Genomic DNA, 12,952 nt, shown 5'->3' on the forward strand with positions numbered 1-12,952 from the left:
CGCGCCGGGATTGATGCGTGGGAGGCCGCAAGCGGGCTGGCCGCACGCGCCATCGCGTTAAGTTTGGACAAGCAGAGCGTCGTCTTTCAAATGGGAAGCTTGCTGGCATCGGTTCAAGCGCATAAGGCGAGCTAATTCGCCTAAAAATACAAGAGTCCACATGTCTGAACCTTTTTATATTACCACCGCAATAGCCTACCCAAATGGCAAGCCGCATATCGGTCATGCCTATGAAGCGATCGCAACCGACGCGATTGCGCGGTTTCAGCGTTTGATGGGCCGTGATGTGCGCTTCGTCACTGGCACCGATGAGCATGGCCTGAAAATGGACCAGACGGCACGGGCAGCCGGCAAGGCCACGCGCGATCTTGCTGATGAAATGTCGTCTTATTTCAAGGAAATGTGCAGCACTCTTGATATTTCCTTTGATCATTTTTGCCGCACAACGTCGGACCATCACCACAAGGCCAGTCAAGCCATTTGGAAACGGCTCGAAGCCGCTGGCGACTTGTATCTTGACCGGTATGAAGGATGGTATTCGGTCCGCGACGAAGCCTATTATGACGAAACCGAACTGACCGAGGGCGAGGGGGGGCAGAAGCTTTCTCCGCAGGGCACACCTGTTGAATGGACGGTTGAAGAAAGCTGGTTTTTCCGGCTTTCGAAATATGAACAACCGTTGCTCGATTATTATGCCGCGCATCCTGACTTTATTCGACCCGACAGCCGGAAAAACGAAACGGTTAGGTTCGTTGAGGGCGGCCTGAAAGACCTATCCGTTTCGCGGACCAGTTTCGATTGGGGCGTCAAAGTTCCCGGCAGCGAAAATCATGTCATGTATGTCTGGTTGGACGCGCTAACCACTTATATCTCGGCGATTGGCTTTCCCGACGATACCGAGGAATGGCGCAAATTCTGGCCGGCCAATGTCCATATCATTGGCAAGGACATTGTCCGCTTTCACACCGTATATTGGCCCGCATTTTTAATGTCGGCTGGCTTGCCATTGCCAAAACAGGTGTTCGGGCATGGTTTCCTGCTTTCACGCGGCGAGAAAATGTCCAAGTCCTTGGGCAATGTCGTTGACCCGATGCAGCTTGCGGAGCTGTTTGGCGTCGATGCGCTGCGCTATTTCCTGCTGCGCGAAGTTAGCTTCGGTCAGGATGGGAGCTATAGCCCCGAAGCGATTGTCACCCGCGTGAATGCCGATCTGGCCAACAGCTTTGGCAATTTGGCGCAGCGGACATTGTCGCTCATCTTCAAAAATTGCGAAGGCTATCTGCCCGCCATTCGCGGCCATAATGACGATGACACAGCGTTGTTGGATTTGGTCGGCGCGACCGTATCGCAGCATATTCCTGCGCATTACGAAGATTTGGCGATGTCTCAGGGGCTCGAAAGCTGGATGCAGGCGGTATTTGCCTGCAACGCCTATGTCGATGTGCAGGCCCCCTGGGCGCTTAAGAAAACCGATCCAGAACGTATGGAAACCGTGCTTGCCACGCTGTTCATCTGTATCGCGCAATTGGCCATCGCGGCTTTGCCGATCATTCCCGGGTCGGCGACCAAGCTTCTCGACCAAATGGGCGTTCCGCTTGATGTGCGCAACTTCGATGCGGCAGGATCGCATTGGTATTCACCTTTGGCCGAGAGCAATTACCAAATTGCCCAGCCTGTTGGACTATTCCCGCGACTGGAAATGCCAGCGGAGGAGGGGACTGCGGCCTGATGTTCGTCGATTCCCACTGCCATCTGAATTATAAGGGCTTGGTCGAGCAGCAAGGCGAGATTCTTGCCCGAGCGCGGAGCAGCGGCGTGTCTGCCATGCTCAACATTTCGACGCGTGAGCGCGAGTGGGACGAGGTTATCGGGCTTGCGGAACAGGAACGCGACGTGTGGGCATCTGTGGGCATTCACCCGCATGAAGCGGACCAGCATATAGGCATGGATGCTGCGAAGCTTATCGAGCGTGCGGCGCACCCGCGTGTCGTCGCAATTGGCGAAACGGGGCTCGATTTTTACTATGATCACAGCGACCGCGCGCAGCAAGGCCTGTCCTTTCGCGAACACATAACGGCGGCGCGGGACACCGGGCTTCCCATCATCATTCACACACGCGATGCAGAGGCGGAAACGGCCGAAATATTGCGCGACGAAATGTCCAAGGGTGCATTCACCGGCGTCATTCATTGCTTCACCGCGAGCGCAGAATTCGGGCGGATGGCATTGGACCTTGGCCTGTATATTTCGCTGTCGGGCATTGTGACGTTCAAAAATGCCCAAGATCTTCAGTCGGTCGCCAAATGGCTGCCGTCGGACCGGCTGCTTGTGGAAACCGATGCACCGTTTTTGGCGCCAATACCGCATCGCGGGAAGACCGGCGAGCCTGCATTTGTCGCCGATACCGCGCGTTATGTGGCGCAATTGCGCGGTGTTGATGCGGACATTCTGGCTAAAGAGACTTCAGACAATTTCTACAGTCTGTTTACCAAGGCCGTACGATGAACATCATGGAAGACGGCCCATCGCTCATCTGGGGCGTCGTTTGCATATTGTTATTGATGAGCTCGCTTGCGGCGCGGCGTTTGCCCTTGGGATATGTCGCCAAGGCGGCATTTGCGTGGATAGCGATATTCGCGGCTTTATTCGCCATATTCAGTTTCCGGTTTGAATTTAAGGCCGTCTGGGAGCGCGTAAAAGCCGACATTTCCGGTACCGCTGGCCAGAGCGTGAGCGGCGAAGAAATCACCATCAGGCGGCAGGATGACGGCCATTATTGGCTTCAGCTTGACGTGAATGGAAAGCCTGTTCGGTTCATGATCGATAGCGGCGCGACGACCACAGCGGTAAACGCGAGCACGGCGCGCGAAACGGGCATACAAGTGGATACGGATGGATATCCGGTATTCCTTAGTACAGCGAATGGGCGCGTTACGGCGCAGCGCGGTATCATTCAATCGTTGAATATTGGAACGCGCGAAATCGGGCAGCATAATGTTGTGGTGTCGGAAAGTTTCGGCGACACCAATGTCCTTGGCATGAACTTTCTCGACAGCATGCAAAGCTGGAAGGTTGAGGGAAATGTGATGACGTTGAAGCAATGATAATGGCTCGATGCGACGTGCTTAAACGGGCGTTATTCAATCTCACTTAACATAATATATATTATCGAACTTATTTATGGCTGGACCGATGCAGGCTGATATTACCCCTCTCACAGATATCATGGCGCGTTTGCGCGATCCGCAAACCGGGTGCCCTTGGGATCTGGAACAGAATTTCTCCACCATTGCGCCATATACGATTGAAGAGGCCTATGAAGTTGCGGACGCCATTGAGAACAATGATCTCGATGCGTTAAAAGACGAATTGGGCGACCTGCTCCTCCAAGTCGTATTCCACAGCCAGATGGCATCTGAACTCGGCCAGTTCGACTTTAACGACGTCGTCAGCAGCATTTGCGATAAAATGGTCCGCCGTCATCCACATGTGTTCGGCGCACAAGATGCTCCAATCAAAAGCATTCCCGACAATTGGGAAACGATCAAAGCCAGCGAACGCGAATCGGGATCGGACAACAGCGCCTTAGCAGGCGTAGCCCGCGCCCTCCCCGCATTGTTACGCGCGCAAAAAATTCAAAAGCGCGCCGCCAGAACCGGTTTTGATTGGCCCGACCAGTCCGGCGCGCGTGACAAAATTATTGAAGAATTAGAGGAGGTTGCAACAGCACCCTCCGCGGAACATGTTACCGAAGAAATTGGTGATTTGTTATTCGCCGTTGTCAACTTCGCCCGGTTTCATGACGTTGACGCCGAAACCGCGCTCAAATCCGCGAATGCAAAGTTCGAACGCCGCTTTCGCGATATGGAAGATTCCGCTGGCGACCGGTTCACATCGCTATCGCTCGATGAAAAGGAAGATCTTTGGCAACAGGCGAAGGCCAAGGAAGCGAAATAATCAGTCTTCTATTTGGGCGAATTGCTTATCAAATTGGCCCCATAATTGGCGGCTGAGCGAGGCTTCGACGGTTACGACGTCCTCATCCACAATCTGGCTGTTGATTGTTCCCCGCGCGTGAAGCCATGCGAGCGCAGCGCCATCGCTGACCTTCAATCGAACAGACCGCACAAGATTGCCCTTGGCAATTAGCGCGGACAGATGGGCCTTAAAGGCATCAACGCCCTCACCCGTCTGCGCTGAGATCATCAGCAAATCATCATTACGCTGGACCAGCGCCGACAGATCCTCTCGTTTTTCGGCATCGAGCAGGTCAATCTTGTTCCAGACCTCCAACATCCGCGGTTGGTTTGCGGCATCTTCATCGTCCAAAACGCCCAAATCGCGCAGGATTTGGAGGACATCATCACGCTGCGCATCGGTTTCGCTGTGCGAAATATCGCGGACATGCACAATAATATCCGCCGAAATCACTTCTTCGAGCGTGGCGCGGAACGCGGCAACCAATTGCGTTGGCAGGTCGGAGACAAATCCCACCGTGTCAGACAAAATTGCTTTTTCCACCCCCGGCAAGGAAATTTCGCGCATGGTTGGGTCGAGCGTCGCAAAAAGCATATCCTCGGCCAACACAGTCGCGCGGGTCAGACTGTTGAACAAGGTCGACTTGCCGGCGTTGGTATAGCCAACCAAAGCGATCACTGGCCATGGCGCCCTTTTGCGGCGCGCACGGTGCAACGAACGCGTCCGTTTAACTTCCTCAAGCTCGCGGCGCAAACGGGCCATCCGGTCGCGGATCATCCGGCGGTCGGCCTCAATCTGCGTTTCGCCCGGGCCGCCCAAGAAACCAAAGCCGCCGCGCTGCCGTTCCAAGTGGGTCCAGCTGCGCACCAAGCGACCGGCTTGATAATCCAAATGGGCCAGCTCAACCTGCAACCGTCCTTCGGCGGTTGCCGCACGCTCGCCAAAAATTTCGAGGATGAGCCCGGTACGGTCAATGGTTTTCAACCCGGTGCGCTCTTCCAGATTGCGCTGCTGAATGGCCGTCAAAGACGCATCGACGATCAGCAGGTCGACTTCCAAATCCCGCCCTATCTGCGCAATTTCCTCAACCTGCCCGCCGCCAAGCAGCGTAACCGCACGCGGCGAACGGACGCGAAAATGCTTTTTCTGGACAACATTCAGGCCAATGGCCAATGCAAGGCCCTCAGCCTCGGCAAGTCGCGCCTCTGGGCCCACCGAAGCCCGTCCGGGCAATTCAGGGTAAATGACCAACGCACGCGCACCGCGCGCAAATTCGTCGGTTTCGCTACGTTCAAAAACGCTCAAATATCATCCTCATCCACGCCCTGATTATATTCGGCGAGATTTACAGGATGCGCAGGCTGAATAGTCGAAATGGCGTGCTTATAGACCAATTGCGTCGTGCCATCGCGTTCCAGCAGAACCGAAAACAGGTCATAGGCCGCAATACCGCCCTGAAGCATCACACCATTGACGAGGAAGGTGGTGACGGGTTCATTCTTGTCGCACATCGCATGCAAGAACACATCCTGCAGCATGCCTACACGGTGGCTGGTGCGGCTCATCATGTCATCAAACACCGACCGATCGGGTGAGACAGATGGCATAATCGTGGAAATGCTGTGCTTATAGACCAGCTGGGACATGCCATCCCGGCGCAACAGCACGGAGAAGTTGTCAAACCAGGTGACGACGCCTTGAAGCTTTACACCTTTGACCAGAAACATGGTCACCGGTGTTTTTGATTTTCTCAGCGAGTTCAGAAACAGATCTTGCAGTCCGTTATTCTTTTCAGTCATTATTATTATCCGATTATATTTTTGTTGTGCCCGGCTTAACGGGAGACCCTAAAAGGGAGTGAGCCGCGGCAAAAGCGCGTATACACGAGGACTGCAGACGGCGCAATTGGACTTATGCGTCGCTATCTTCTCCAACCTCCAGACCGTTTTTCCGCACGGAAATACCAAGCAGCTTGAGCTTGCGATGCAGTGCAGATCGCTCCATCCCGACAAAGGCTGCCGTCTTTGAAATATTGCCGGAAAAGCGCTTAATCTGAACGCGCAGATATTCGCGCTCAAACGCCTCACGCGCCTCGCGTAAGGGTGCGCCCATCAGCGACGTGACATTCTGCTCCGTGCCCTCATAGCTGTTGATGATTTCTGAGGGCAGCATGTCGGCGTCAATCGTATGGACCCTGTTTGCGGGCGCCAATATGATCGTTCGCTCAATGATATTGCGCAACTGGCGGACATTTCCCGGCCACTCACACGCCTGAAGCGCGGCCATGGCGTCATCGGAAAAATAGGGCGGTGGAATGCGATGTTCCGAAGCAAAGCGCGCCGCATAATGATTGGCGAGATCGGGAATATCCTCCCGACGGCCCGACAATGGCGGAATTTCAACGGGCACAACATTGAGGCGATAGAAAAGATCTTCGCGAAAGCGCCCCTCCGCAATCTCAATCGTCAAGTCACGCGCAGTGGCAGAGACAAAGCGCACATCAACCCTAATCTGCCGGTCGCCCCCTACCCGCACAAAGCTTTGGTCGGTTAAAACACGCAAAATCTTGCCCTGCGTGGTCCACGGCATGTCCGCAACTTCGTCGAGAAACAACGTGCCGCCATGCGCTTTTTCGAGCATGCCAGCCTGCACAAGCCGGCCATCTTTTTCGATACCGAACAGCTCTTCATCAAAACGTTCGGGGGATAGGCGAGCCGCGCTCACCGAGACAAAGGCTGAGTCTGAACGCGGGCTCCAGCTATGGAGCAAACGGGCGGCAACCTCTTTCCCAACGCCAGCGGGGCCAGTGATAAGCATCCGGCTGCCTGTGCCCGCGACTTTCTTCAAAGTTGCGCGCACCGCGTTGATCGCGGCCGATGATCCGGTGAGTTCTTCCGAATGCCCTACCCGCGCCTTTAGCGCCGCGTTTTCCGCGCGAAGGCGTTCAGTCTCGGTCGCTTTCGATACCAAATGCAGAAGCTTGCTGGCTTCAAATGGCTTTTCGATAAAGTCCGCCGCACCATGGCCAATGGCGGCAACCGCGGTGTCGATATTGCCATGCCCGGAAAAGACGATGACCGGAATCTGCGGATCGCGTAGCTTGATCGCGCGCAGCAGCTCAATGCCGTCCATGGACGACCCGCGCAGCCATACGTCCAGAAGAATAAGCGACGGCAACCGCTCGTCCAGTGCGGCCAAGGCCTCATCGGCCGACGCGGCGGTCCTTGTACCATATCCTTCATCATCAAGAACACCGGACACGAGGTCCCGAATGTCTTGCTCGTCGTCTACAATCAGTATGTCGAGTGCCATATTAGCCCATAACCTCATCTGAATTGACTGCTGGCGGGACCGCGTTCAACTTGCCTACCCGCAATGCTACGATTTCCGGATTGAACTTCAACGTCACAACCGCGCCTTCTGGCTGGTTGTCTGACAGAGAAATCTCTCCAAAATGTTCTTCAATAATTTTCTTAACGATGGCGAGGCCAAGCCCCGAACCCGTTGCCCGGTTGGTGATATAGGGCTCCATAATCCGCTGGCGATCCGGCGGCAGACCAATGCCATTGTCCGATATGCGGATGATCAACCAATCGCCTTCGACGACCAGATCGATGACTATCGCGCCACCGACTTCGACCGTTTTCTTTTTCTCTTGTATCGATTCAACAGCATTTTTCAGAATATTCGTGATTGCCTGCCCCAATTGCCGCCGGTCGGAGATCAATGTGGGGAAAGGGCCATCCTGATTATAACGGAAGCTGATGTCGGGATGTGCAACTTCAAACATGAACACAGCATGCCCCACAATGTCGTGCACATTTTCCGAACGGAACAAAGGTTTTGGCATCCGCGCGAACGATGAAAATTCATCGACGATATTTCGCAAGTCCCCAACTTGGCGCACGATGGTGCTGGTCAACTGCGCGAATATCGCTTCATCTTGGGCAATGTGCTTGCCAAAGCGCCGCTGAAGTCGCTCTGCCGCCAATTGGATGGGCGTCAGCGGGTTTTTGATTTCGTGCGCGATCCGGCGGGCGACATCAGACCATGCCGCGCGGCGTTGATCGGCAAGCTGCTGGCTGATGTCTTCAAAGGTGACCACACTGCCCTGCTCGCGTGGAGATACCGTGACCGCAACCGTCAGCGGCTCTGGCCCATCGCCAAGCTGTACAACACCCCGCGGGCTCTCGCTGGCCAAAGCGGCGAGCGCCGGCGCGACCACTTCAAATTTTTGGCCAACAATAGTATCAGATTCATGCTTCAACAGTTTTTCCGCAGTGGAGTTCGCCAGCTGGACCACGCCATTGCCATCGACCGAGACGACACCTGCCGACACCGATTCCAGCACCGCCTCAATAAACAAACGCCGCTCACCCAACTGATGGTTGGTGGCCAGCAATGCGCCCGTTTGCTGCTGTAGTCGCTCGGTCATGCGGTTGAACGATTGCGACAGGAAACCAACTTCATCATCGCGGAATTGATCTTCGGTGACCCGCGCCGATAGGTCGCCGTCTGCAATTCTTTGTGCGGCATCCACCAGATTGTTGACCGGCCTTACCAACCGGTCCGCGACGCGCAGCGCAATCCAAAGCGTGATGCCAATAATCATCAGCGACACAAAATAGAGCGCGAGGTTGAATTGGATTTGCAACGCCCGAGATCGCGCGACCATTTTGTCATAGTCTTGCAAAACGGACTGGGCGCGTGAACCCAAAGCAAATGAAGGCACTGTTTCCGCGCGTCTTACGTATAGATAGGTTCGCGGATTGTCATACAGGACCACAACAGCATCGATATTATTGGGACTGACCGTAACGACAAAATTTTCGCCGGATTCCAGTTTGCGCAGCGCTTCATCGCTGATCCAGTCACCACGTTCTTTTTCGGCGAGCACTGCTTCTGTATTTTGCTGTCCGCTTGGCCCAATCGTGACAATTGCGGACTCGCTCAACTTGCGGTTCAAGACCTGTTGCGGATAGGCAATCTCTAAAAATTCAGCGCTATCGATTTTTACCTGCGATAAAATGTACCGAATGTCCCCCGCCATTGTGACCGTTTCGGCCCCAACATCGCGCACCTTTTCATCATAATATCCCTTGGCCAGCTCGCCTGCATTTTCGAGCATGCCGCGTGCCGAACCCGAGAACCAGAATTGCACGCCGCTTTGGAAGAGCAATGAGGCAAAGATAACCAAAAGCACCGTTGGAACCGCCGTAATCGCCGAAAATATTGCCACTAGGCGGACGTGCAGCAATTGCTTGCTGCCAATGTTGCTATTCTCCGCCCGCTTGAGCGCCACACGCCGCCCGAAGAGAACAAGCAGCAATGTCGCTGGCAACAGGTTACTAACCAACATAGTTGCAGAGGCAGCCGGTCCCAAGGGCTCCGATTGCGGCCCTTGGTCGATCAGCAATATCGCAGTCACAACGCCGGCAACGACAACCATCACCGCACTGGCAATTTCCAGAAATTTGATCGATTGGCTGTTGCCCAGCAGATCGGCAAGCCATTCAAAAAGACGACCGACGGCGGACGGTGAATCTGTTTCCTCCGCTAATCCGATTGTTGCCATAAAGACACTGTGGCACCCATTGCGTTACCTGAAAAGCACAAAATTGCGCTTCAGGCGCTATGTATCTTGGCTAAACACCGCTCTAGCGTCCCCCGGCGGGACCAATGCCATAATCGGTCAGTTTTTTGCGCAGCGTGTTGCGGTTGATGCCAAGCAAGGCTGCGGCTTTAAGCTGGTTGCCTTTCACTTGCTTCATCACATGCTGCAGCAATGGAACCTCGAACTGGGCCAAGGCGCGTGGATATAGCTTTTCGCGCAAATGCCCGCGCTGTTTTTGGTCGCGCAGGAATTGCGCAACCGCCGCTTCGAAGCTCGCGCCTTGAATCTGCGGGTCAGCATCATGCGCCGGTTCGACAAACTGGTGGACCGTGCTTTCTGTGATCGTATCTTCGCGGCACAACAATGCCAGACGATAAATAAGGTTCTTCAACTCGCGGATATTCCCGCGCCAGGGCATCGCCATCAATTGCGCAACGGCCCCATCGTCAATTTTGCGCAATGGAAGGCCATCCTTTGCCGCCATCATCAGGAAATGCTGCGCAAGCAAACCGATGTCTTCCGTGCGGTCGCGCAGCGGTGGCATTTCGATGGGCACGACGTTCAGGCGGTAAAACAGATCCTCCCGAAACCCGCCCTTTTCAATGAGCGCGGCCAAGTTCTGGTTGGTCGCCGCGACGATGCGGACATCGAGGCGAATGCTCGCTTTCCCGCCAATGCGGCTGATGACACCGCTTTGCAGCGCGCGCAAAAGGCGGGTCTGTGCGTGCATTGGCATGTCGCCAATTTCGTCGAGGAATAATGTGCCGCCTTGCGCCTGTTCAAACCGGCCAATGGATTGACCAACGGCGCCGGTAAACGCGCCTTTTTCATGGCCGAACAATTCCGCCTCAATCAACTCGCTCGGGATCGCCGCCATGTTGACCGCGACGAAGGGCCCGGTTTTGCGGTGCCCCAGATTGTGGATCGCTTCGGCCACCAATTCCTTGCCCGTTCCGCTTTCCCCCGAAATCAGGACCGACAGGTCATTCCGCAACAGGCGCGCCACCATGCGGTACACATCCTGCATCGCGGCACTGCGTCCAATCATCGGCAGATTGGCTTCGCTTAACCCCTCAAACGGGTCAGAGGCGGTTGAGCGGCGTTTCTCGATGCCTTGCTTGACCGCCAAGACAAGGTCGTTGAGATCAAACGGCTTTGGGAAATATTCAAACGCATCAATCTCGCTGGCGCGCACGGCTGTCTCCAGCGTGTTTTGCGCAGACATGATGATGACAGGCATATCGGGCGTTCCTGCCAATATCTCTTTCAGCGTGGACAGGCCGTCGCTGTCTTTCAACACCACGTCGGTCAGCATCAGGTCGAAATGGCCATTGGCAAGCGCGGCATCGCGCGCGGCAACGGTATCGCAAATTTGCGTTTCGATATTCTCCGCCTCAAGCGCGGCGCATACGACGAGACCGATGGACGCGTCATCTTCGACAATAAGAACCTTAGCTGGCTTCATTCGCTTGCCTTCCCTGAAGCTACCGGAAGCAAAAGCCGGAATGTGGTTTGCCCAAGGGCATGATCGCGTTCGAACAAGACCCTACTGTTCATTTGCTGCACAAGCTTGCGGACAATGGCGAGGCCAAGCCCCTGCCCGTCACGCTTTGTTGTCACGAACGGCGAAAAAAGCTCATCGACAATATGATCTGGCACGCCCGCACCATTGTCGGATATCGCGATTTCAACCGGCAATTTAATGGCGCGCCGGTCAATGTCCGTGTCACGCAACGCACCGCTCATGACATAGCGCGTCGAAATGCCAATCACGCCATCAAGACGCCCGTGCAGCGCGTCGATCGCGTTTTGCAGGAGGTTGATGAGCACCTGAACCATCCCGTCTGCATCGATATACACATCGGGCAGCGATGGATCATAATTGATGGAAATTTCGGGCATGGCGCGGTTGGCTGCACGCAGGGAACGAATGGCGCGCTCAATCAGCAAATGGATATTTGCCGGTGCCAATTCGGGCCGCTCCGACCGCCCCAGCTTTTGCATTTGGTCAAGTAAGCGGGCAATGCGGTCAACCTCGTTAACAATAAGCTCGGTCAACGCCCGGCTTTTTTCATCGACCTGACGCGCCAGCAACTGTGCCGCGCCCTTTATGCCCGCCAAGGGGTTTTTGATTTCATGCCCCAATATCGCAGGCGCGCCCATCGCCTGTTGCTGCCCGGAGTCGCGCTGGTCCCCGATATGCTCGCGGCCACCATTGCGCGGGGATATGACGGCGATGCGCCAATCGGGTTCTTTGGCCACGGCGGATATGTTTATATCAACCATGATCACGCCATAAGGCGTTTTAAGCTCCATATCCTGCGCGGAAATGTCGCCCTCACGCGCCAGCAGAGCCGCGTTCATCCGCTCGCTTTCGAATATCAGCGCCTCATCAATCCGATGCCCCTCAAGCCTTCTGCGGCTTCGGCCAAAAAAGGCTTCGCTCGCGTCATTGGCATAAGTGATCAGGTGATCAGGCGAGATCAGAAGCACCGGCACCGCAATACTCGCCAGCATTTGGCTATATTCGGGGCGATGCGTGATCTGCGACATCTATCAGGCGGCCGACCGCGTCAGGAACGGTTCGTAAAAGCGTGTCAGCTCGTCAATGACAACATCTGGGTCATCGATGCGGTTCACGAAATTGCGGAACTCGGCTGAACCATTCAGTCCCTTTGTATACCAACCAATATGTTTGCGCGCGATGCGAAGGCCAACTTCGCCGCCATAATGGTCAAGCATGGCGCGATAATGGTCCATGATCAGGTGGAACTGGGCATCGATGTCCGGATCGGCAATGGTCTGCCCGGTCCGGAACCAATGCATCATCTGACCCAAGAGCCAGGGCTTCCCATAAGCGCCGCGGCCAACCATCACGCCATCGGCACCACTTTGTTCCAGCGCATTGCGTGCATCTTCGATGGTGCAGATATCGCCATTGACGATGACCGGAAGCGATACCGCGTCTTTCACCTTGCGCACAAATGCCCAGTCAGCCGAGCCTTTATACATCTGGTTACGCGTGCGGCCGTGGACGGTGATCATCTTTGCGCCAAGGTCTTCGGCGATACGGGCAAGTTCAGGCGCGTTCAGACTGCCATGGTCCCAGCCCATGCGCATCTTGACGGTCACCGGCACGGACACGGCCTTCACCGTCGCCTCGATCAGGCTGGCCGCCAGCGGGAGGTCGCGCATCAATGCAGAGCCTGCATCGCCGTTCACCACCTTTTTAACGGGGCAGCCCATGTTGATATCGATAATCGCCGCGCCGCGGTCTTCGTTCAGCTTCGCCGCCTCACCCATTTCATATGGTGCACAGCCAGCCAACTGCATCGACACAGGCTCTTCAATCGCATCCCA

Annotated in this window: 11 protein-coding genes; 4 read left to right on the forward strand and 7 right to left on the reverse strand. The window is 55.3% G+C overall.

Annotation, left to right across the window (positions count from 1 at the left end; genetic code table 11):
• The first annotated feature begins 160 nt into the window (after positions 1-160).
• The 4 genes from metG (at position 161) to mazG (ending at position 3,957) form a co-directional block, all read left to right on the forward strand.
• A complete protein-coding gene (metG, locus tag ACILQA_RS06045; protein WP_395628892.1) occupies positions 161-1,729 on the forward strand; it encodes a methionine--tRNA ligase in 1,569 nt (522 codons plus the stop codon).
• Positions 1,729-2,505, forward strand: coding sequence for a TatD family hydrolase (locus ACILQA_RS06050; protein ID WP_395628893.1), 777 nt, complete (start codon positions 1,729-1,731; stop codon positions 2,503-2,505). Before metG ends, ACILQA_RS06050 begins: the two co-directional genes overlap by 1 nt.
• Positions 2,502-3,104 carry a TIGR02281 family clan AA aspartic protease gene (locus tag ACILQA_RS06055; protein WP_395628894.1) on the forward strand — a complete coding sequence of 201 codons (603 nt, stop codon included), beginning with the start codon at positions 2,502-2,504 and terminating at the stop codon, positions 3,102-3,104. The genes ACILQA_RS06050 and ACILQA_RS06055 overlap by 4 nt, the downstream gene beginning before the upstream one ends.
• Before the next feature lie 76 nt (positions 3,105-3,180).
• On the forward strand, positions 3,181-3,957 hold the full coding sequence (mazG, locus tag ACILQA_RS06060; protein ID WP_395628895.1) for a nucleoside triphosphate pyrophosphohydrolase: 777 nt from the start codon (positions 3,181-3,183) through the stop codon (positions 3,955-3,957).
• On the opposite strand, the gene hflX is transcribed toward mazG, so the two are convergent.
• The 7 genes from hflX to dusB all read right to left on the reverse strand — a co-directional run.
• Positions 3,958-5,283 (reverse strand): GTPase HflX, encoded by a 1,326-nt coding sequence (hflX, locus tag ACILQA_RS06065; RefSeq protein WP_395628896.1) that lies wholly within the window; start codon positions 5,281-5,283, stop codon positions 3,958-3,960.
• Positions 5,280-5,777, reverse strand: a complete 498-nt coding sequence (gene hfq, locus ACILQA_RS06070; protein WP_183940801.1) for an RNA chaperone Hfq — start codon at positions 5,775-5,777, stop codon at positions 5,280-5,282. Before hfq ends, hflX begins: the two co-directional genes overlap by 4 nt.
• Positions 5,778-5,889: 112 nt before the next feature.
• Positions 5,890-7,290: a sigma-54-dependent transcriptional regulator gene (locus tag ACILQA_RS06075; protein WP_395628897.1), complete on the reverse strand. Its 1,401-nt coding sequence runs from the start codon at positions 7,288-7,290 to the stop codon at positions 5,890-5,892.
• A gap of 1 nt (position 7,291) precedes the next feature.
• Positions 7,292-9,553: an ATP-binding protein gene (locus ACILQA_RS06080; RefSeq protein WP_395628898.1), complete on the reverse strand. Its 2,262-nt coding sequence runs from the start codon at positions 9,551-9,553 to the stop codon at positions 7,292-7,294.
• An 82-nt stretch (positions 9,554-9,635) separates the two neighbouring features.
• On the reverse strand, positions 9,636-11,057 hold the full coding sequence (locus tag ACILQA_RS06085) for a sigma 54-interacting transcriptional regulator (RefSeq protein ID WP_395628899.1): 1,422 nt from the start codon (positions 11,055-11,057) through the stop codon (positions 9,636-9,638).
• Complete coding sequence (locus ACILQA_RS06090) at positions 11,054-12,145, reverse strand: nitrogen regulation protein NR(II) (RefSeq protein ID WP_395628900.1); 1,092 nt, start codon at positions 12,143-12,145, stop codon at positions 11,054-11,056. Before ACILQA_RS06090 ends, ACILQA_RS06085 begins: the two co-directional genes overlap by 4 nt.
• A gap of 3 nt (positions 12,146-12,148) precedes the next feature.
• Positions 12,149-12,952: tRNA dihydrouridine synthase DusB (gene dusB, locus ACILQA_RS06095; protein ID WP_395628901.1), on the reverse strand; the 804-nt coding region annotated here is incomplete at its 5' end.

Source organism: Sphingorhabdus sp. (genome assembly GCF_044239005.1).
Lineage (GTDB): Bacteria > Pseudomonadota > Alphaproteobacteria > Sphingomonadales > Sphingomonadaceae > Sphingorhabdus_B.

Coding starts and splice junctions, on each gene's coding strand:
- ACILQA_RS06075 (WP_395628897.1), bottom strand. CDS start 7,290: ATGGCACTCGACATACTGATTGTAGACGACGAGCAAGACATTCGGGAC.
- ACILQA_RS06090 (WP_395628900.1), bottom strand. CDS start 12,145: ATGTCGCAGATCACGCATCGCCCCGAATATAGCCAAATGCTGGCGAGT.
- ACILQA_RS06050 (WP_395628893.1), top strand. CDS start 1,729: ATGTTCGTCGATTCCCACTGCCATCTGAATTATAAGGGCTTGGTCGAG.
- hfq (WP_183940801.1), bottom strand. CDS start 5,777: ATGACTGAAAAGAATAACGGACTGCAAGATCTGTTTCTGAACTCGCTG.
- ACILQA_RS06080 (WP_395628898.1), bottom strand. CDS start 9,553: ATGGCAACAATCGGATTAGCGGAGGAAACAGATTCACCGTCCGCCGTC.
- ACILQA_RS06055 (WP_395628894.1), top strand. CDS start 2,502: ATGAACATCATGGAAGACGGCCCATCGCTCATCTGGGGCGTCGTTTGC.
- ACILQA_RS06085 (WP_395628899.1), bottom strand. CDS start 11,057: ATGAAGCCAGCTAAGGTTCTTATTGTCGAAGATGACGCGTCCATCGGT.
- mazG (WP_395628895.1), top strand. CDS start 3,181: ATGGCTGGACCGATGCAGGCTGATATTACCCCTCTCACAGATATCATG.
- metG (WP_395628892.1), top strand. CDS start 161: ATGTCTGAACCTTTTTATATTACCACCGCAATAGCCTACCCAAATGGC.